This window comes from Sedimentibacter sp. zth1, assembly GCF_017352195.1.
Classification (GTDB): domain Bacteria; phylum Bacillota; class Clostridia; order Tissierellales; family Sedimentibacteraceae; genus UBA1535.
This window is the reverse complement of sequence record NZ_CP071445.1, coordinates 1,685,539-1,706,336: the sequence shown is the minus strand read 5'-3', so window position 1 is coordinate 1,706,336 and position 20,798 is coordinate 1,685,539. Positions and strand designations below refer to the sequence as shown.

The 20,798-nt window shown below is 29.5% G+C and carries 16 protein-coding genes and 1 riboswitch; of the genes, 14 read left to right on the top strand and 2 right to left on the bottom strand.

Features of this window, described 5'->3' with window-relative positions; translation table 11 throughout:
* The first annotated feature begins 32 nt into the window (after positions 1 to 32).
* The 7 genes from JYG23_RS08505 to uvrC all read left to right on the top strand — a co-directional run bounded on the left by JYG23_RS08505 (position 33) and on the right by uvrC (position 10,233).
* Positions 33 to 779, top strand: coding sequence for a tRNA1(Val) (adenine(37)-N6)-methyltransferase (locus JYG23_RS08505; protein WP_242631548.1), 747 nt, complete (start codon positions 33 to 35; stop codon positions 777 to 779).
* A gap of 189 nt (positions 780 to 968) precedes the next feature.
* A complete protein-coding gene (locus JYG23_RS08500) occupies positions 969 to 2,063 on the top strand; it encodes a helix-turn-helix transcriptional regulator (protein ID WP_207235196.1) in 1,095 nt (364 codons plus the stop codon).
* A 3-nt stretch (positions 2,064 to 2,066) separates the two neighbouring features.
* The gene (locus JYG23_RS08495) at positions 2,067 to 3,875 is read left to right on the top strand and encodes an ABC transporter ATP-binding protein (protein ID WP_207235195.1); all 1,809 of its coding nucleotides are present in this window, start codon (positions 2,067 to 2,069) and stop codon (positions 3,873 to 3,875) included.
* Positions 3,868 to 5,649, top strand: a complete 1,782-nt coding sequence (locus JYG23_RS08490; protein WP_207235194.1) for an ABC transporter ATP-binding protein — start codon at positions 3,868 to 3,870, stop codon at positions 5,647 to 5,649. Before JYG23_RS08495 ends, JYG23_RS08490 begins: the two co-directional genes overlap by 8 nt.
* A 22-nt stretch (positions 5,650 to 5,671) precedes the next feature.
* Positions 5,672 to 7,009: a TldD/PmbA family protein gene (locus JYG23_RS08485; protein WP_207235193.1), complete on the top strand. Its 1,338-nt coding sequence runs from the start codon at positions 5,672 to 5,674 to the stop codon at positions 7,007 to 7,009.
* 10 nt (positions 7,010 to 7,019) lie between these two features.
* Positions 7,020 to 8,234, top strand: a complete 1,215-nt coding sequence (locus tag JYG23_RS08480; RefSeq protein ID WP_207235191.1) for a metallopeptidase TldD-related protein — start codon at positions 7,020 to 7,022, stop codon at positions 8,232 to 8,234.
* A gap of 145 nt (positions 8,235 to 8,379) precedes the next feature.
* Positions 8,380 to 10,233, top strand: a complete 1,854-nt coding sequence (uvrC, locus tag JYG23_RS08475; RefSeq protein WP_256440234.1) for an excinuclease ABC subunit UvrC — start codon at positions 8,380 to 8,382, stop codon at positions 10,231 to 10,233.
* Positions 10,234 to 10,304: 71 nt separating this feature from the next.
* On the opposite strand, the gene JYG23_RS08470 is transcribed toward uvrC, so the two are convergent.
* Positions 10,305 to 11,105, bottom strand: coding sequence for an NAD(+)/NADH kinase (locus JYG23_RS08470; RefSeq protein WP_207235186.1), 801 nt, complete (start codon positions 11,103 to 11,105; stop codon positions 10,305 to 10,307).
* A gap of 91 nt (positions 11,106 to 11,196) precedes the next feature.
* Here JYG23_RS08470 and JYG23_RS08465 point away from each other — a divergent pair, with 91 nt between their 5' ends.
* The 4 genes from JYG23_RS08465 (at position 11,197) to JYG23_RS08450 (ending at position 15,074) form a co-directional block, all read left to right on the top strand.
* A complete protein-coding gene (locus tag JYG23_RS08465) occupies positions 11,197 to 12,093 on the top strand; it encodes an RluA family pseudouridine synthase (RefSeq protein WP_207235184.1) in 897 nt (298 codons plus the stop codon).
* Between the two features lie 25 nt (positions 12,094 to 12,118).
* Entirely contained in the window at positions 12,119 to 13,117 is a 999-nt protein-coding gene (locus JYG23_RS08460; RefSeq protein WP_207235183.1) for an asparaginase, read from the top strand.
* A 214-nt stretch (positions 13,118 to 13,331) separates the two neighbouring features.
* Positions 13,332 to 13,446: riboswitch (FMN riboswitch) on the top strand.
* Between the two features lie 104 nt (positions 13,447 to 13,550).
* Positions 13,551 to 14,162 (top strand): ECF transporter S component, encoded by a 612-nt coding sequence (locus JYG23_RS08455; RefSeq protein WP_207235182.1) that lies wholly within the window; start codon positions 13,551 to 13,553, stop codon positions 14,160 to 14,162.
* A 21-nt stretch (positions 14,163 to 14,183) separates the two neighbouring features.
* On the top strand, positions 14,184 to 15,074 hold the full coding sequence (locus JYG23_RS08450) for a polyprenyl synthetase family protein (protein ID WP_207235181.1): 891 nt from the start codon (positions 14,184 to 14,186) through the stop codon (positions 15,072 to 15,074).
* A 65-nt stretch (positions 15,075 to 15,139) separates the two neighbouring features.
* On the opposite strand, the gene JYG23_RS08445 is transcribed toward JYG23_RS08450, so the two are convergent.
* On the bottom strand, positions 15,140 to 15,835 hold the full coding sequence (locus JYG23_RS08445) for a TetR/AcrR family transcriptional regulator (RefSeq protein WP_207235179.1): 696 nt from the start codon (positions 15,833 to 15,835) through the stop codon (positions 15,140 to 15,142).
* Between the two features lie 402 nt (positions 15,836 to 16,237).
* On the opposite strand from JYG23_RS08445, the gene JYG23_RS08440 reads away from it, so the two are divergent.
* The 3 genes from JYG23_RS08440 to JYG23_RS08430 all read left to right on the top strand — a co-directional run bounded on the left by JYG23_RS08440 (position 16,238) and on the right by JYG23_RS08430 (position 20,457).
* Positions 16,238 to 17,563, top strand: a complete 1,326-nt coding sequence (locus tag JYG23_RS08440; protein ID WP_207235178.1) for a glycine/sarcosine/betaine reductase component B subunit — start codon at positions 16,238 to 16,240, stop codon at positions 17,561 to 17,563.
* Positions 17,564 to 17,575: 12 nt separating this feature from the next.
* The gene (grdH, locus tag JYG23_RS08435) at positions 17,576 to 18,886 is read left to right on the top strand and encodes a betaine reductase selenoprotein B (protein ID WP_207235177.1); all 1,311 of its coding nucleotides are present in this window, start codon (positions 17,576 to 17,578) and stop codon (positions 18,884 to 18,886) included.
* A gap of 77 nt (positions 18,887 to 18,963) precedes the next feature.
* Positions 18,964 to 20,457 carry a BCCT family transporter gene (locus tag JYG23_RS08430; RefSeq protein ID WP_207237984.1) on the top strand — a complete coding sequence of 498 codons (1,494 nt, stop codon included), beginning with the start codon at positions 18,964 to 18,966 and terminating at the stop codon, positions 20,455 to 20,457.
* Positions 20,458 to 20,798 lie beyond the last annotated feature (341 nt).

The window sequence follows — 20,798 nt, the reverse complement described above, 5'->3', positions numbered from 1 at the left end:
ATATAAAATTTATATAGATAGGAATTATAATATTGGCAAAAATCATATTAAAAGAAAATGAAAAAATAGAAGATTTACAATGCAAAGGACTTAAAATTATTCAAAATAAAAAGTGGTTTTGTTTTGGCATGGATGCTGTTCTACTAGCTAATTTTTGTGACAAAAAAAGAGGAGCAAAAACTGTTGATTTGGGGACAGGAACAGGTATTATACCTTTGATTTTGTATGCAAAAAAACATGTAGACAAAGTATATGGGGTGGAAATACAAACAGAAGTAGCAGAAATGGCAAAAAGAAGTATTGAAATTAATGGTTTACAGGATAAAATAGAAATATTAAACATAGACTTAAAAGAAGTTACAAAATATTTAGAACCAAACTCGTTTGATATAGTTACATCAAATCCACCGTATAAATTAGGAAATAGCGGCATAGTAAACCCCACAGATCAAAAGGCAATATCAAGACATGAAATACTGTGTACTCTTGAAGATGTTATAAAAAACGCCAGCAAACTTTTAAAACAGTATGGTAAGTTTTATTTGGTACATAGACCGGATAGACTTGTGGATATTATGTGTTTGCTTAGGCAATATAAATTAGAACCAAAGAGAATCAGATTTATTCATCCGCATATTAATGATAAGCCAAACATGGTTATAATTCAGGCTTCAAAAAACGCAAATAGAGAATTAAAGTTTGATGCACCATTATATGTTTATAATGAAAATGGGAATTTTTCAAAAGAAGTTCATACAATTTATGACTCTGAAGAATAACCTTGAAATTTCAAGACTTAATATAATATTTAGTAAGGCATAGTATAAGTTAATTTCATACTATGCCTTTTTATTATATTAGACGAACATCTAATATAACAGATAAATATAAAAAATATATAAAAACAATAAAAAACTTATTGACAACATATAACACGGTAGATATAATATATATACAGGAGGAAAATTATGAATGAAAAAATATTAGTAAAGGATTTACCTAATTGGAAATATGAAGCTTTAAATGCTATAGTTGAATATTTTCAAAATACAGAAGAAAAAGTTATAAAATACTCAGCTAAATTTGGCTTGGATGAAGTAGCAATGACAGATTATTTTGACAAGTATGTTATGTATAAAAATGCTGTCCTTGATGAAATTACACCTGTATTTAATAAAAAATATGTTCAACTCACACAATTCTTAAAAAATGATATGTATAATGAAAGTAGTAGTAGTGATGATATAGTTCGTTCGCTTATTTTAAGGTTTTTAGATGTAAGTACTAAGAAAATAACTGATGAATTAATTGATGAGATTTTTATAAATGTTTTCAATGAAGGTATAAATGAATTAGATGAAGATGATAAAAGCGTATCATATGATTTCAGTAAAACAGATGATGTAATAAGATTTCTTAATAAAATTGGGTACGATGACAACATTAAAATGAATGTAATAAGCTTATCAATTGACAGGTATAAATTTATAAGGATGTTTACAGAAATGATAACTGAATTTGCACCTGTATGCGAAAAATATTTTTTCCTTATAAAAGAAGATTATGAAAAAATATATACTGAAATTAAAGAAGAAAATATATTTAATACATATATAAAGGATTTGTTGCCATTACAATTAGTTTATAATGAAATAGAAGTTTATATTTCAATTTTTAGATTTAATGAACTTTCAATCAGAAATTTTGGAGTAAATGAAGAAAAAATTGTTTCGTTTTGCGGAATTTATTTATTTGAGTTAACTAAATTAACTAAGAACTTATACAGTGACGAAAAAATAGTAACAGACTTAAAGGCGCTTTCGGATATAACAAGGTTTAAAATATTAAGAAGTCTTAAAAGAACACCAAAATATTTGCAAGAGATTTCAAAGGAATTAGAGTTAACTCCAGCAACAATTTCACATCACATAAATTCTTTGTTAAACTCTGAATTTGTAAATGTTATTGTTGATACAAATAAAAGTAAGCGAATTTATTATGAAGTAAATGACAAAAAGATATTGTCTCTTGTAGAAGAATTAAAAAAAATTGTAGAGGTATGATATATGAAGAAATTAAGTTCTTACCCGGTTTTTAAAACCATTAAAAGGATGCTTAAATATGTTTCTAAGGAAAATAAGATGCTTTATGTTTATTTTGCATTTTTTACACTTATAGCATTTATTTATCCCTTCTTTGCCATAATTTTACCAAAAGTATTAATTAGGGAATTATTACAAGGAATTGATACGAATATAATAAATGTTATTTATATTGTTTCTGGTTACTTTATAGCAGCAGGTTTATTTGGATTTTTGAAAACAATATTGCAGGATTATTCTTATCCTAAAATAACTTATCTTAGGATAAATTTACTTAGGGATTTATTTGATAAAGTAGTAAGTATGGACTATAAATATATTGAAGATGCTAAATTTTTTGAGGAAAATGACAGGGCAATGAGTGCCTGCTCTGGGAACACAAATGGTTTAGAGCTTGTTTATCACAAATTATTTGAAACACCGGCAAGTATACTTGCAATTCTAACACTGATAATTTTTATAGGAAGATTAAACGTGTTTATTTTACTAGGGTTATTTTTGAACGTATTTGTTCTAATATTTGTCAGAAGAAAGATTCAGTCATATACCTATAAAAGAAAAGCCGATTTGGCTCATTCACAAAGAAGAATGAATTATTATTATAAAACTACACATGACTTTGCTTTTGGAAAGGACATAAGAGTTTACAATTTCAAAGACAGAATTATAAAAAATTATGATGAAGAAATAAACGGTTTTGTGCGAATTAATAAAATGATAAAAAATAGAGAGTTCTTTTTAGGATTTTTAAGTTTGATATCATTACTGATTAGTGATGCTCTTGTTTATGGGATACTTATTTATAAAACAGCGAAAGGATTTCCTATAGAAGACTTTACAATGTATTTGGTAGCAATCACGTCACTTTCGGCAATGCTTAAGGTATTAGTTGAGGATGTTACTGCTGTATACAATGAAGGACAGTATGCAAATGATTTCCATATGTTTATGGATGGAGATCTTGGTGAAAAGGGTGGAGATGTGAAGGCAATGGTAAATGAGACACTTGAGATAGAATTTAGAAATGTTTCATTTAAATACCCTAAAACAGATATTTATATATTTGAAAACTTGAATTTTACTATTCATAAAGGTGAAAAGCTTGCAATAGTAGGGATAAACGGTGCTGGAAAAACAACACTTGTAAAGCTTATGACAGGGCTGTTTGATGTAACTGATGGTGAAATTTTAATAAATGGAATTAACATTAAAAAATACAGTAAAAAAGCTTTATTCTCCATGTTTTCCGTAGTATTTCAAGATGTAAATATTTTACCATTTACATTAAAAGAAAATGTTGCATGTACTTCTGAAAATATCGATGAAGATAAGGTGTTGAACGCACTAGCTAAGGTTGGACTAAAAGAAAAAACACTGTCATATAAAAAAGGTTTAGACCAGATGTTGTCAAAAATCATTGATGAAGATGGTACTGACCTTTCAGGTGGAGAAAAGCAAAAACTTTCTATTGCAAGAGCATTATATAAAAATGCAAACATGGTTATAATGGATGAACCTACTGCAGCACTTGATGCATTGGCAGAGGCAGAAATATATGAAAACTTTAGTGAGTTGATTCATGGGAAAACAGCTTTGTACATATCACATAGACTTGCAAGCACTAAGTTCTGCGATAAAATAGCAATGTTTGATAGTAAGTGTTTAATTGAGTATGGAAATCATGAAGAATTGATGAATAAAAAGGGTAAGTATTATGAAATGTTCACAGTTCAAGGTAAATATTATCAAAAGGAGGCTATTGCAAATGAATAACATAAAAAAATTAAAAACGTTTTTCTCATTATCATGGAAAGTGTCTCATTCATATATATTTATTCTTCTGTGTAATACGCTTATAAGCAGTTCGCAGGTATTTATAAATGTTATTTTACCTAAGTTTTTGGTAGATGAATTGATAGGAAATTGTGTAGTAGATAAGTTGATTTTGTATGGCGGGCTGATTGTATTATCAAATTTATTTTTAACATTTTTACAAAATCTAATGAAAAGATTATTAGACGTTAAGAGCATCTATATTAAAAACAAATTAAATCAAGAGATGGGTAAAAAAATAATGAATGTAGAATATTCATATCTTGAAGATCCATACTATCTTGATTTAAAGGAAAGAGCAGTATTTTCAATAAACAATCAAGGTGTAATGGAAAGTTTGATACTTAGTTTAACAAGTTTGTTTAAAAACATATTTACACTAATAGGCTTAGCTGCAATTATGATGACATTGAGTGTAGTGTTTGTGTTAATTTTATTAGTAACTGTTGCAATTTCTGTATTTATATATATGTCATTTGCAAACTATCAAGTGAAATTTTTTCAAACAATAATACCAGTAAATAGAAAATATTCGGTTTATTTTGAAACTGGATTTAATGATATGTATCATAAGGATATAAGATTGTACAATATGAACAAAATGCTTATTGATAAAGTTACATATTATAACAAAGAAATAAATGCTTGGTTTACAAAATTCTACAAAAAGTTAGGTCAGATGATGGGACTTTTTGCAGTAGTTAATGATTTGCAGGCAGCTATTGCTTATGGATATGTAGGTTTAAGAGTTATAACAGATAAGTTTGGAGCAAAAATTAGTATAGGTTCATTTACCATGTATGTTTCTAGTGCTATAAATTTTTCAAAAAGCATCATTGAATTAGGAACAAATATAGCTACAGTTTTTCAGAATTTAAGTTATTTAGATCCTTTTATGGAATTTATGTCTTTACCTAATGAAACAGAACAAGAAGGCAAGATGAAATTCGAGGGAAGTATAAACTCAATTAAATTTGAAAATATAACATTTAGCTATCCAAAATCAGATAAAATTATATTAAGCAATATATCATTTGAAATTAACAAAGGTGACAAAATCTCTATAGTGGGATTAAATGGAGCAGGTAAAACTACACTTATAAAAATATTATGTAGGTTATATAAACCTAGTAGTGGAAATGTTTATGTAAATGGTATTAATATTTTTGATTATGATTATGATAGCTATATGGACAATATAGCAACAGTATTTCAAGATTATAAATTACTTAATTTCAGTATAGATGAAAATATAACATGTAATATTGAAAATTCAGATGTAGATGGAGTTATGAAGCTTATCAAAGATGTTGGCTTGGAAGATAAAATAAAGAGCCTAAAAGAAGGATTATCTACTAAATTTGGTAAAGCATATGATGAGAAGGGTATTGAGATGTCTGGAGGACAATCTCAAAAAATTGCAATAGCAAGAGCACTTTATAAAAATGCATCTCTTATTATACTTGATGAGCCGACAAGTGCATTAGACCCATTGGCTGAAGCAGAAATATACGAAAATTTCAATAGTTTAGTAGGTGATAAAACAGCAATATATATATCACACAGGATGTCAAGTAGTGTATTCTGTGATAAAATTTTAATAATTGATGGTGGAGAAGTTAAAGACTTTGATAGTCATGCAAATCTTATGAAGAAAACAGACAGTTTGTATTACGAACTATTTACTTCACAGGCTGTAAACTATCAAGTTTAATATAAAAACTTAGGAGGGTAATATGTATAAATTTCCAAAAGACTTATTTACAGATGTGCGTATTGAAGAGGTATGTACAACAGAAATCAACTTAAAAAATAGTGTTTTAGTACAAAACAAAACAAAAAAAGACAGGGGAGCTATGATACGTATATATGATGGTAACAAATGGTATTATAGTGCAACTACAGATTTAGAAAGTATACAACAACAGATAGATACATTGTCACAAATGGCAACAAAAAATCATAATATTTTAAATAATAAGGTTGTAAAGGCTTTGGAGATAAACAATGAAATATGCTTAAAATATAAAAGCAACAATATTTCTAACGTAGAAAACAAGAAAAAATTAAACCTTGTAAAAAGCTATTTACCAATTTTAGAAAAATATAATGATATCAAAACAAACTCTGTTTATTTATCAGATAATTATACTAAAAAACAAATAATTTCAAGTATAGGAACAGATGTTACTTTTGATAGTCAGTACATAGGTGTAGCAATTGGATATACGATAACAGAAAATGGATTACCTTTTAGAGGAAATTACAGTTTTACTAAGGAGTGCTTTGATGATATAGAAGATGTTAGTGAAATGCTGGTTAAAAGAATTGAGAGTGATATAGAATATGCAAAAGAAGCAAAACCAATAAAGCCAGGTATTTATACATGTATTCTATCACCAATTACAACAGGTGTGTTTGCACATGAAAGCTTTGGACATAAGAGTGAATCGGATTTTATGATAGGTGATGAAACAATGAAGAAAGAGTGGGCTATTGGTACTAAGGTAGGATCATCAATTTTAAATATCATAGATACTGGAACAATAACAGGTGCTGGATATGTTCCATTTGATGATGAGGGCTGTAAGGCTAAGAAAAATTACATAATAAAAAATGGAGTTCTATCCGGACGTTTACATAGTGCTTATACTGCTTCGGATTTAGAGGAAAAAGTAACAGGCAATGCAAGAGCAATGAATTTTGAGTTTGAGCCAATAGTTAGAATGACTAACACATATATAGAAAACGGGGATATGACTAAAGAAGAATTAATTTCGGGAGTAAAAGAAGGAATATATATAGATGATATTTCGCATGGCTCAGGGATGTCAACATTTACTATTGCGCCAAGAAAAGCATATATGGTTAGAGATGGGAAAATAGCAGAGCCTGTCAAAGTTGCAGTTATAACAGGAAACGTTATGGAAACATTGCACGAAATAGACGGCTTGTCTAAAGAGTATGAAATACTTTCATTTGTAACAGGCGGTTGCGGTAAAATGGAACAGTACCCATTGCATGTAGGTTTTGGTGGACCATATGTACGTGTTAATAATATAAATGTTCAATAGGAGGCTAGTGATGATAAAAGAATTATATCAAGTTATAACTTGTGAAACAGCATTAAATGTAACACAGTCAAAAGTAGATTCAATTAGAAATAAAAATATAAAAAAATCTGGTTGTCGTGTGTATGACAATGGCTTTATTGGAGTTGCAGGTACATTAGGAGAACCAACAGAAGAAACATGGAAAGAAGCAATAAATAATTTAAGCTTAAAAATTCCATATGAATTCGAACCAGAAAAAGATAAAAAAAGGTCTCGTGATTTGAGAAATACCGATCTAGACCAAGCTAAATTTATAGAAAAATCAGAGTATATTTTGAAAAATTTAAGAGAAGAATTCAAAGAATTTATATTTTTCAATAAAATTAAATTTAATGAAGTTACAAGTATTTTGAAAAATGACTGTGGATTAGAATACATAAACAAAGATAGTTTCGTTACTTTAGAATTGATTTATAAACATGTTGATTCTGTAAACGTATTCGATAGTGGAATATTATATGAAGGTAGAGAGCTTGATGTGGATAAAATATTGAGTGATTCAAGAAATCAACTAAAAGCATTTAATAAGCAAGTTGATTTGCCAAGTGAAGAAAAGATGCCAGTTATAGTACAATTTCAACAAGTTGCAGGTAAGTTTTATGAAGCATTAAATGGAGAATCAATTGGTACTAAAACATCAATGTTCAATAGTAAAATAGGTGAAAAAGTATTCAGTGATGATTTTACACTTTTTGTAGATAGGACAGATGATAATATATGTACACCATTTTTTGATAAAGAAGGAAGTGTCTTAGCAGGAGATAAATTCAATCTAATTGAAAATGGTAAAATATTGACTGGTTTTTCTGACAAAAAAAATAGCAAAAAATATAATATAAAAAATACTGCAGCTGCAGGTGGAGATTACGATGATGTGCCAATTATAAGTGCTGTAAATATGTCAGTTATACCATCTGATAAAACATTAAAAGAGATGGTAGAAAACAAAAAAGCTGTTCTAGTAATTTTGATGTCTGGTGGAGATTGTACAAACGAAGGTAATTTTGCTTCACCTGTACAAATGTCATTTTTACTAGAAAATGGTCAAATAGTTGGTAAACTACCAGAATTTAATATAAGTGCAAGTATATACAAAGCATTTAATGAGGATTTTATAGGGATTAGCAAAGATAAACCTTTATGTGGGCAAAGAGCGCTTGTAGTAAATATGAATATTTCACAATAATTAGTCAACCCAATTTTTTTTAATATATATTTAAGCTCATGGATAGAAATTATCTATGAGCTTAAAATTTATGCGATTATATTTGTTGTATATGTAAATGCTATGTTATAATATATTCGATAGTTTATTTTTAGGAGTGAAAAATTTGGATAATTTTAATATACCAGAAGAACTAAAAAAAATACCAGATAACCCAGGCGTATATCTTATGAAAAACAGTTTTAATGATGTAATATACGTTGGGAAAGCTAAAAATTTAAAGCGGAGAGTGAGACAATATTTTCAATCAAGAAATCATTCTACAAAGATTGAGAATATGATTAAAAATATAAATTATTTTGAATATATTATGACTGATACTGAGGTAGAAGCGCTTATACTTGAGGCGAATCTTATAAAAAAATACATGCCTAAGTATAATACTTTATTACGAGATGATAAACAGTATCCATATATAAAAATTACAACAAATGAGATGTATCCTCGGATTATGAAGGTAAGGCAAGTAAAAAGAGATGGCTGCAAATATTATGGACCATATATTAGCAATTATGCGGTGAGTGAAATAATTGAAATTGTAGGAAATTTATTTAAGCTTAGAAAATGTAATATGTCATTGAATGGAACAAAAAAGTGTAAAAGACCATGTCTAAATTATCATATTAATAAATGCGCTGCTCCTTGTATGGGCATTGTAGATAAGGATGTATATAGAAGAGAAGTAGACAAAGTTATAGGTTTCTTAAACGGTGGTGGAGAAAATATCATATCAACTTTAAAAGAAAGTATGATAAATGCATCAAAAAGCTTAGACTTTGAACTTGCGGCTAAATACAGAGACCAAATAAGGTCAGTTGAAATTATACACGAAAAGCAAAAAATTGATGTGGCTACAACTAATGTTGACCAAGATGTTATTGGAACAGCAATAGGCATAGAGGAAGCATGTGTGCAAGTATTCTTTATAAGAAACGGCAAGATTATGGGTAGAGAGCATTTCTTGTTAACAAACATAGAAAACGAAACAAGAGAAGAAATTGTTACATCATTTATAACTCAATTTTATACAGGTACTGTGTATATACCTAAAGAAATACTGTTAGAGTGTGAGGTAGACGAAAAAGAATTATTTGAAAATCTTCTAACAGAAAAAAGAGGAAACAAAGTTACAATTAAAACACCTATAAAAGGTGAAAAAAATATGCTTGTTAAAATGGTCAAGAAAAATGCACTTGAAGTACTTGAAAAGGGTAGTGCTAGAATAAAAAAAGAAATGGAAAATAGTAAAATTGCCATTGAAGCACTGAAAGATTTATTGGAATTAAAAGAAGCTCCATATAGAATTGAGGCATTTGATATTTCAAATATTCAGGGAGTAGAATCAGTAGGCTCAATGGTTGTGTTTGAAAATGGTATGGCTAGCAAGAGTAATTATAGAAGGTTTAAAATAAAAACTGTCATTGGACCGGATGATTATAAAAGTATGGAAGAAGTTTTAGAAAGAAGATTAAATAGAGGGCTTAGTACAGATGGTGAAAGAAGCTTTAATAAAATCCCGGATTTGATGTTAATTGATGGTGGAAAAGGACAAACTGGAATTGCAGAAAGAGTAGTTGAAAATTTTGGATTAAATATACCTGTGTGCGGCATGGTTAAAGATGATAAACATACAACCAATGGACTTTTATATAAAGGTGTGGAAATACCGCTAAAAAGAACAAGTGAAGTTTATAAGCTTGTTTGGAAAATACAAGAGGAAGCACACAGATTCGCTATAAACTATCACAGAAACCTAAGGGATAAAACAGTATTCAAGTCGGAGCTTGATAATATAAAGGGTGTTGGGGAAAAGAGGAAAATAAGTCTTTTAAGGTATTTTGGTTCTGTTAATGAAATAAGTAAAAAAACAGAAAATGAATTAGTAAAAGCACCAACGATGAATATAGCAATTGCAAAAGTTGTTTATAATTATTTTCATGAAGATAATCATAAGAAATAAGCAATTAAAAAAATATATAAAACAAACCTCATTTTTTGAAAAAGTGAGGTTTCATATTGTAAAAAATATAATTATAATAGCTTAGATTTAATAACATTCCAATAATTATATTCGCCAACAGTAAGCTGTTTTATGGTTTTAGCGGATGTAAAAAATAAAATGGATTTTACTCCTTCAAAATCATAAGTAACACCATCAGCAACTAATGTTGTAACGTAGTTTTTACTGGTTTCAGGTACTATTTTAACCTCAAATTCTGGAGGTACTATGATACTACTGTTTAAGCACCTATATGCATTAGAACTTAGTGGAGATAGTGGTGTTATTTGAAGTGTTCTAAGTGATGGATAAACTAAGGCACCACCAGCAGAATAATTATACGCTGAACTACCAAGTGGAGAAGAAACAATTATTCCATCACCGCTTACCGTTTGTAAATAATTATTATTAAAATAAGTATCTAGATGTGCAGTTTTCATATCTCTTCTTTTTATTGCAATATCATTTACGGCGTAGGTAGTTGTAACAGTATTATCAGTATAAACAATACATTCAATTATGCTAATTTCATTGATTTTATATCTAGCACATTTGTAAAGTTCAATAAAATTATGCACATTATCAGGTGTTATCTCAGGAAAAAATCCAAGATTACCTGTATTTATACCAATGAATGGTATTTGGGAGAAACCACTTTCTCTAACTGCATGCAAAAAAGCACCATCTCCACCGATTGTAATATTCAATTCAGCATTCTCATTAAAACCCTTATAAGGCTGAAAGCCTTCCGTTATAAGCGAAGTGATCAAATCATTAGTTATTTTCTTCGAATATTTTTCAAGGTTTGGTAAACAATTTATTATTCTATCCATACTAACCTCTTTACATGTTGTGATTTTTATATTATATTATAAATTAGAAAATATATACGTTTAAATAAAGTTCTAAAGGAGCAAATTTTTTATGAATGACAATATAGATAACGATAATTGTCTTAACTATACAATACAAGAAAATGATAAAAGTGTAAAGGAAATATTAATAGACAATTTAAATTTTTCTAGAAGACTAACAGTTAGACTTGAATCAAACAATAAAATATTGCTAAATGGTAAGCCTATAAAGTTAAGAAAAAGAGTATATATAGGTGATGAATTAACAATTTTTTTTGAAGACGATAGCGTTGACGAATATAATGCTGTAAACATACCTATAAAAATTTTGTATGAAGATGAAAGTTTACTTATTGTAGATAAACCCCCCTTCATGGTAGTACATCCTACAAAATCTCATTTTGATGATACACTTGCAAATGGAGCAAGATATTATTTCGATAGCAAAAATATAAAAGCAAAAATAAGACTTGTAAATAGGCTTGATATGAATACATCAGGTATAGTTATTATTGCAAAAAATTCATATATACACAATGAAATATCAAAGCAAATGAAGAAAAATGAAGTTGATAAGTACTACTATGCTATATGTGAAGGTACTATACTTCAAGATAAAGGGACAATAAATGCACCTATTGCTAGATTACAAGAAGATGATATAATGAGAGTTGTAGATGCTTCTGGAAAAGAGTGTATAACACATTATGAAGTAGTAGATAGGTTTAGAGATATGACATTATTGAAAATCAAGCTTGAAACAGGCAGAACACATCAAATAAGGGTACATTTAAAGCATATAAGACATCCAATAGTAGGAGACAGCTTGTATAACAAAGAGAGTCTATTAATAAACAGGCAAGCATTGCATTGTAGTGAAATGAGCTTTACTCATCCTATAAAAAAAGAAAGAATTACAGTAAAGGCAGATTTGCCAGCTGATTTTAAAAAAATTATAAATGAATAAGTATATTCTTGGAGGATATTTTTAAATGAAAAAAATTTTATTGATAGCAACTGGTGGAACAATAGCATCAAAGAATTGTGGAGGAGGATTAGCTCCCGCTATAACATCTGAGGAACTAATTTCATATATACCAGAAATAAAAGAAATATGTAAAGTAGATACAATACAGGTATTAAATATAGACAGTACAAATTTACAGCCTGAATATTGGCTGATAATAGTAAATGCAATAAAAGAAAACTATGCTAAATATGATGGATTTGTTATATCACATGGAACTGACACAATGGCTTACACATCTTCAGCACTATCATATCTTATTCAAGATTTAGACAAGCCTATTATTATAACAGGTTCTCAAAAACCAATCACAGCAGAAGGTACTGATGCAAAGAAAAATTTGGTTGATAGTTTTAGATTTGTAGTGGAAAGTGATTGTAGGGGTATATATGTGGTGTTTGATGGTAAAGCAATAATTGGAACAAGAGCAAGAAAGACACGCTCAAAAAGTTATAGTGCTTTTGAATCTATCAATTATCCATATGCTGCTTATATAAACAATAATGAGATAGTTAGATTTACAAAAAATGAAGAAATTGATAAAGAAGTTAAATTTTTCAATGATATTTATCCTAGCATATTTTTATTGAAACTTGTGCCTGGTATGGATCCAGATGTACTAGATTATATAGGTGAAAAATATGAAGGTGTAGTTATCGAATCTTATGGTGTAGGTGGGATACCATTTAATGATAGAAGAAATTTTTTGGACAAGCTTGGAACATTAACAAGTAAAGGTAAGATAGTTGTAATTGCAACACAAGTTGCTTTAGAAGGTAGTGATATGAGTGTCTACGAGGTAGGAATGAAAGCTTTAAATAACTATAAGGTTTTACAGGCATATGATATGACTATAGAAGCTGCTGTGACAAAATTAATGTGGATACTTTCTGAAACAAAAGAATATGATAAGGTAAAAGAAAAATTTTATACTAAAATAAATGAAGACATACTAATTGATTAAGGAGTAAATATGATAAAAGTTGATATGCATATTCATACCAACGTTTCTGATTAATGATTTGAGGTGGTTCAGACTGCCATGGAACATATATAAAAGAAAGAGTGCTTGGAGTTCCAAGTATATCTTTAAGCGATTTAAGAATAAATAAATTGTTATAAAAAGAAAATTGTAAATTTTTCTTTACAAAAAATAATATAATGCTATAATATTAGTATAATATCTTCAGGGCAGGGTGAAAGTCCCGACCGGCAGTTATAGTCTGCGAGCCTAACGGCTGAATTGGTGTAATTCCAATACCGACAGTACAGTCTGGATGGTAGAGGATTATAAATAATATGTTTTAGTATTACTCTAATCTATCAAATTTAAGCCTCTGAGGATTTTCAGGGGTTTTTTAAATTGCCTCTGACAATCTAAATTATTGGAGGAAGAGATGAAACAAGGAACAGAGCAAATAAGAAAGGCTAACATAAAAACGTTAGCAAAAATTGGTGTATTGGCAGCTTTAGCAGGGGTTATTATGCTACTTGAATTTCCATTTCCATTTGCACCAACGTTTTACAAATTCGATTTTAGTGAAATACCTGTATTAGTAGGCGCATTCGCATTAGGACCAATAGCAGGTATGATAATTGAATTGATAAAAATGCTACTTAATTTTGTACTAAACGGAACAGTGACAGCTGGAGTAGGAGAGGTGTCAAACTTTTTTATAGGTTGTGCTTTAGTTATGCCAGCAGCTATAATTTATAAAAAGCATAAAACTTTTAAAGGTGCTATAATTGGACTTGTAACGGGTATATTAACATTAACGATAGTTGGAGCAATTCTAAACTATGCAGTGTTATTGCCAGTATACTCGAGAGTATATGGAGCACCATTGCAATCATTTGTTGATATGGGGCATGCTATAAATAAATATATAGTAGATTTAAAAACATTGGTGTTATATGCAGTAGTTCCATTTAACCTTTTAAAAGGAATAATAGTTTCTACGATAACATTGTTAATATACAAAAAAATATCTCCTATACTACACAAATAATAATATTATGAAGGTGAAGAAATGAATTTTAATTTATGGCTAAACAACAAGGTAGAATCAGTTGAACAAGCATTGAAAGAAAATTGTACAAACAATGAAAATTTACAGAAAATCATTTATGAAGCAATGGGATATAGCCTATTTGCAGGTGGTAAAAGATTAAGACCAATAATAATGCTTGGAGTAAATGAAATGCTATCTGGTGATAGTGAACAAGTATTACCTTTTGCGTGTGCGATGGAAATGATACACACTTATTCGTTAATTCACGATGATTTACCTGCTATGGACAATGATGATTATAGAAGAGGAAGATTATCTAACCATAAAAAATTCGGAGAAACAACAGCAATACTTGCTGGTGATGGCCTTCTAAATATGGCATTTGAAGTAATGTCGAGATATAGCTTAAATAGTGATATAGACAAAGAAATTGCACTAAAAGCAATTTATACAATAGCGAACTCCGCTGGAACAGAAGGAATGATAGGCGGCCAAGTAGTTGATATGTTCTGTGAAGATAGTATCAAAGATGTTAATGGTCTAGAATATCTTCAAAGATATAAAACCGGTGCAATTATTAGATCAAGTGCAGTTGTTGGTGGCATACTTGGTGGAGCATCGAAAGAAGAATTAGAAAAAATTGAAATGTTTGCAGATAAACTTGGTTTAGCTTTTCAAATACAAGATGATATACTAGATGTTGAAGGTGACGAAGCTAAACTAGGTAAGCCTATTGGTAGTGATGATGAAAACAACAAAAAAACTTATGTAACAATGATTGGATTAGAAAAATCAAAGCAAATGCAGCATAAGTTAACTAACGAAGCAATAGATGCACTAAGTTGCTTTGGAGAAAGAAATAAAATGCTAGTAGAACTTTGCAAATATTTACTTGATAGAGAAAAATAAAATAATGGAGCAACTAAAATTAGAAAAATAACATTTTAGTTGCTCTATTTTAATATATAAAAATATTAATTGTATTTTTCTACATCCAAACAAGAAATATCAACATCGTAAGCCTTTAAAGTCCTAATTATATATTTAAGTGTTTTTTTAACAGCATCTTCTACCGAAATATTGGTAATATTAGTTTTCATATCGGTCATTATTCCTCTATAAATCAGTATATTCATTTCATTAATACTTCTAATATCTTCTTCTGTTATATTAGTTTCAGATAATGCCTTCTTAAGTGAAATATAATCTCTTTCATATAGGTTGTCTTCCAATAACATGGGCATATAATCTATAATTTCTTCACTTATTTCATCCGCAAAAATATCATAATATGTTTCAATACTATTATTTACAGTTTTAGATGAAAAGCCTCCAAAAAATATTAGTTGATAAACCGTTGGGTTTGCATATGAATGCTTTGAGAAACACTCCCAAATCTTTAAGCACTCATCAAGTGGGTTCTTTGCTTGCTTCAGATATAAAGGTAATTCTTTAGCATAATCACTTAAATGTCTAATAGAAGAAAAAAATATTAGGTGCTTAAGATTATCAAAATAATTATATAGTGTTGCACTATTATATCCAGCTTTTGTAGCTACTTTTCTTATAGTAACTGCCTCCATTCCTTCTTTTTCAATGATTCCATTGGTTGCAGAAATAAAATAAGACATCATCCTTTTCTTTTGTATATTTTTATTCGAATTTTCCATAATTACTTCCTTAAAAAATTTACTTTTATAAAATATTAACATGTGCTGAAAATAAAAGCAATATGTAAATCTTATAAGAAACTAAGTATAAATATGTATAGAAAAACTCTTCCTTGGTAAAAATACAAACGTAAAAATTTGTAAACAGACGAAAGAGGAATATTTTTATGTAGAATGCTGTACTTCAATTTATGTTGATATTTTTATCAATATCAAGTAAATTTAATAATTATTTACATAGTCATATATTGTTTATAAGGTAATTATAAATAAAAAATAATCACGATTATAATATAATTATGATTGACAAAAAATAAACATATGCTATAATTTAAATATAAATAAATTATATTGTATTTTATTTAATTATAAAATCTATAAAATATAGAGAGGAGACAAGTGATGAAATTAGAAATTGGTAATTTTCATGTAAAAGATATTATGTTTGGTCAAAAAACATTTTTCCAAAATGGTGTTTTAACAATCAACAAACAAGAAGCGTTGGATTTTGTTAGAGAAGATGAACATATAACTGATGCAGATTTGTTTATAGTAAAACCAGGAGATATGGTTAGACTTTGTCCAGTAAAAGAGGCGATAGAGCCTAGAGTTAAATTAGATGGTAGAGCATTATTTCCAGGTTATACTGGAGAATTATCTCAAGCTGGAAATGGAGTTGCACATGCTCTTAAAGAGTGCAGCGTTTTAGTTGTAGGTAAACACTGGGGAGGTTTTCAAGATGGCCTAATAGATATGGGTGGTGAAGGCGCTAAATATACATATTTTTCACAACTGAAAAATATAGTCTTAGTTGCTGACACAGATGAAGATTTTGAAAAAAGAGAACAGCAAAAAACGAATAAAGCTTTGAGATTAGCAGGACATAAATTAGCTGAATTTATAGCAAATTGTGTAAAAGACTTAGAGCCAGAGGATAAAGAGGTTTATGAGTTAGAACCGGTTACAAAAAGAAATGAAAAAACTAACAAATTACCATCAGTAGTATATGTTATGCAACCACAGTCACAAATGGAAGATATGGGATACAATGATTTAGTTTATGGTTGGGATGCTAATCATATGTTGCCAACATTTATGCATCCAAACGAGGTTTTAGATGGTGCATTAGTTTCAGGTAGTTTCATGCCTTGTTCTTCAAAATGGTCTACTTATGACTTTCAAAACACACCAGTTATAAAAAGATTATATCAAGAACATGGAAAAACACTTAATTTCTTAGGTGTAATAATGTCAAACTTAAATGTTGCCTTAGATCAAAAAAATAGGTCTGCAATGTATGTAGCACAAATAGCTAAAAGCTTAGGTGCGGATGGAGCAATAGTTTCGGAAGAGGGATATGGTAATCCAGATGCTGACTTTGTTGCTTGTATAGTAGCTTTAGAGGATGCAGGAGTAAAAACAGTTGGTATAACTAATGAATGTACAGGTAGAGATGGTCAGTCACAACCTCTTGTATCATTAGATGAAAAATTAACAGCTATTGTTTCTTGTGGAAATGTTTCAGAGTTGATTGAATTACCTCCTATGCCACTAGTATTAGGAGAACTTGAAGCTCTAGCAAGAGATGGTTTGTCAGGTGGATGGGCTAACGATGAATTACTAGGACCATCAGTTAGATCAGACGGTTCAATTGTTATGGAAAACAATGCTATGTTCTGTGGTGACCAAGTAATAGGTTGGTCAACAAAAACAATGAAGGAATTTTAAGGAGGTGTTATAATGAAAAAAGCAGTTATGTATTTAAATCAATTTTTCGGACAAATAGGTGGAGAAGACAAGGCGGATTACAAACCACAAATAGTTGAAGGCTTAGTTGGACCTGCGACTCAACTAAATAAAGTATTGGATGCGGAAGTTACACACACAATTATTTGTGGTGATAACTTTATAGGTTCAAATACAGAAGAAGCTATAAGTACTATCATAAATTTTCTTAAAAAAGTAGATTTTGATATATTTGTGGCGGGTCCAGCATTCCAAGCTGGTAGATACGGTGTTGCGTGTGGACATATATGCAAGGCAGTTAAGAAGGAGTTTAACGTTCCAGTTATAACATCTATGCACATCGAAAATCCTGGAGTAGAAATGTTTAAAAAGGATATGTATATCACGATAGGTGGCAATAGTGCCGCTAAAATGAGAAAAGATATCGAGTCACTTTCTAAAATTGCAAACAAATTATTAAATAGTGAAAAAGTATTAGGACCAAACGAAGAAGGTTACTACGAAAGAGGTATTAGACATCAAGTATGGCTAGATACTAAAGTTATAGCAGCAGATAGAGTAGTTGAAATGTTTTTGAATAAAATCAATGGTAGACCTTTTGTTTCAGAATTGCCAATGCCTAAATTAGATAGAGTTTCAATAGCTCCAGCAATTAAGGATTTATCAAAGTCGAAAATTGCTTTAGTCACAACTGGTGGTATTGTACCAATAGATAACCCTGATAGAATACAATCAGCATCTGCAACTAGATGGGGACGATATAATATTTCTAAAATGGATGATTTAGTTTCAGGAGAGTTTAAAACAATACATGCAGGCTTTGATCCAGCAGCAGCTGATGCTGATCCAGATGTAATAGTACCTGTTGATTCAATGAAGATATACGAAAAAGAAGGTAAATTTGGGAAATTACATGATTACTTCTATTCTACAGTTGGAACTGGTACAACACAAGCCGAGGCACAAAGAATGGCAAAAGAAATAATTCCGTTGTTAAAAGAAGATAATGTAGATGCTATTATAATGACTTCTACATGAGGTACTTGTACACGTTGCGGAGCAACTATGGTAAAAGAATTTGAAAGAGCAGGATTCCCAATAGTTATAATGTGTAATCTATTGCCTGTAGCTAAAACTGTTGGTTCAAATAGAATTGTACCAACAATATCTATACCTTATCCACTTGGAGATCCAAGTACAACAAAAGAAGAGCAATTTAAATTAAGACATCACAGAGTAGAAGTTGCATTGGATGCACTTGCTACAGATATAACAGAACAAACTGTTTTCAAAGTTAGAATTTAAAATTAATATAAGGATGATTGATATTTATATCAATCATCCTTAATATAAAGGAGGACTATTTATTGGGTGAAAACGATATCAATAAAAAAAAGAAAAATTATGTGTTTATTATTTCATTAATTTTAACTGCAATAATAGCAATTTGGTCCATTTTATTTAAAAATAGCTTCACAGTGGTTTCAGATAAAATATTTTCGATTTTAACTGTTGATTTTGGATGGAGTTATTTACTTTCTGTGACAGGCTTTGTTATCTTCAGTATTTTTATAGCATTTAGTAAGTACGGAAAAATAAAGCTTGGTGCAGATGATTCTGTTCCTGAATATAAAACTGTTTCTTGGTTTGCAATGTTATTCGGAGCAGGTATGGGAGTTGGACTAGTGTTTTGGGGTATAGCAGAACCATTATCTCACTTTGTAGCACCACTCGGCATGGAGGGAGGTACTCCTGAAGCTGCAGATTTTGCTATAAGAACTTCATTTACGCATTGGGGTATTCACCCTTGGGCAACTTACAGTGTAATTGGTTTAGCTCTTGCATATTTTCAATATAGAAAAGGTAAACCAGCATTATTAAGTAGTATATTTGAGCCATTGATAGGTGAAAAAGGTGTAAATGGTCCACTAGGTAAATGTATAGACATATTAGCTATTTTTGCTACAGTAGCAGGCGTTACTACATCACTTGGTTTGGGAGTTAAGCAAATAAATAGTGGAATTAATTATTTGTTTGGTGTACCAGAAACATTGCTTATTCAAATAATTATTATAGTTATATTTAGTGTTATTTATATATGGTCAGCAGTAGCTGGAGTTGAAAAGGGTATTAAAAAGGTTTCAGATATGAATTTATATTTAGCGTTTGGACTTATGGTAGTAGCAGTAATTGTAGGTCCAAGACTTGCTATGATAGATAGCTTTACAAATGGAATTGGACAATATATAGGAAACTTTTTTGGCGATAGCTTTTATACAAACACCTATGGCGACAATGACTGGGTAAACGAATGGAGAATTTTTTACTGGTCATGGTGGATTGCTTGGGCACCTTTTGTAGGAGCATTTATAGCAAGAATATCAAAAGGTAGAACAATTAGAGAATTTATATTGGGTGTTGTTATAGCCCCAGCTATAGGTTCAATGGTGTGGTTTGCAATATTTGGTACACTTGGAATTGACTTAGGTATTAAAGGTGTATTATCAACAGAAATATTAGCTAGTATAACTGCAGCACCAGAAACAGCATTGTTTGTTGTTATGGAACAATATCCTTTAGGTTCGATATTATCAATTATATCAATAGTGTTGATTTGTACATTTTTCGTTACATCAGCTAATTCAGGTACATTTGTATTATCAATGTTATCGTCTAATGGAAATTTAAATCCACCAAACAGCAAAAAAATAGTTTGGGGTGTAGTTCAATCATCTCTAGCAATAGGTTTATTAATAGCGGGCGGATTAAAACCATTGCAAACTATATCAATTATTGCAGCGTTTCCATTTATATTTATAATGGTGTTTGCATGCATTTCAATGGTTAAAGCATTAAAACAAGAGCAGATTAAATAATTGCATATAAATCATTCTTCTTCATTTTAATATACTTCAATTATTATAGAAATATATACTTTAAATTTTATAATAAGAGAAGTATATTTTTTTATTTATACAAAGATATCAAATTTAAGATTTAAAGTGTAGAATTGTAAATAAGTGAATTAAATTAAATAAAATACACATATAAATTTCTTATTTGACTTGAAATATTTTTTAAATAGGTTATAATAATATTGTATTGTTAAAAAATAGACATTTACAAGCAATATTCGACTAAAAATAGGATATGTTGTAGTGTCGTAGTTTTGTTTAGAGGGCAAAGAAATATAGGTAAAAAATTTAAAGGAGTGAGA

Coding starts and splice junctions, on each gene's coding strand:
- JYG23_RS08500 (WP_207235196.1), top strand. CDS start 969: ATGAATGAAAAAATATTAGTAAAGGATTTACCTAATTGGAAATATGAA.
- JYG23_RS08495 (WP_207235195.1), top strand. CDS start 2,067: ATGAAGAAATTAAGTTCTTACCCGGTTTTTAAAACCATTAAAAGGATG.
- JYG23_RS08490 (WP_207235194.1), top strand. CDS start 3,868: ATGAATAACATAAAAAAATTAAAAACGTTTTTCTCATTATCATGGAAA.
- JYG23_RS08485 (WP_207235193.1), top strand. CDS start 5,672: ATGTATAAATTTCCAAAAGACTTATTTACAGATGTGCGTATTGAAGAG.
- JYG23_RS08480 (WP_207235191.1), top strand. CDS start 7,020: ATGATAAAAGAATTATATCAAGTTATAACTTGTGAAACAGCATTAAAT.
- JYG23_RS08470 (WP_207235186.1), bottom strand. CDS start 11,105: ATGGATAGAATAATAAATTGTTTACCAAACCTTGAAAAATATTCGAAG.
- JYG23_RS08465 (WP_207235184.1), top strand. CDS start 11,197: ATGAATGACAATATAGATAACGATAATTGTCTTAACTATACAATACAA.
- JYG23_RS08460 (WP_207235183.1), top strand. CDS start 12,119: ATGAAAAAAATTTTATTGATAGCAACTGGTGGAACAATAGCATCAAAG.
- JYG23_RS08455 (WP_207235182.1), top strand. CDS start 13,551: ATGAAACAAGGAACAGAGCAAATAAGAAAGGCTAACATAAAAACGTTA.
- JYG23_RS08450 (WP_207235181.1), top strand. CDS start 14,184: ATGAATTTTAATTTATGGCTAAACAACAAGGTAGAATCAGTTGAACAA.
- JYG23_RS08445 (WP_207235179.1), bottom strand. CDS start 15,835: ATGGAAAATTCGAATAAAAATATACAAAAGAAAAGGATGATGTCTTAT.
- JYG23_RS08440 (WP_207235178.1), top strand. CDS start 16,238: ATGAAATTAGAAATTGGTAATTTTCATGTAAAAGATATTATGTTTGGT.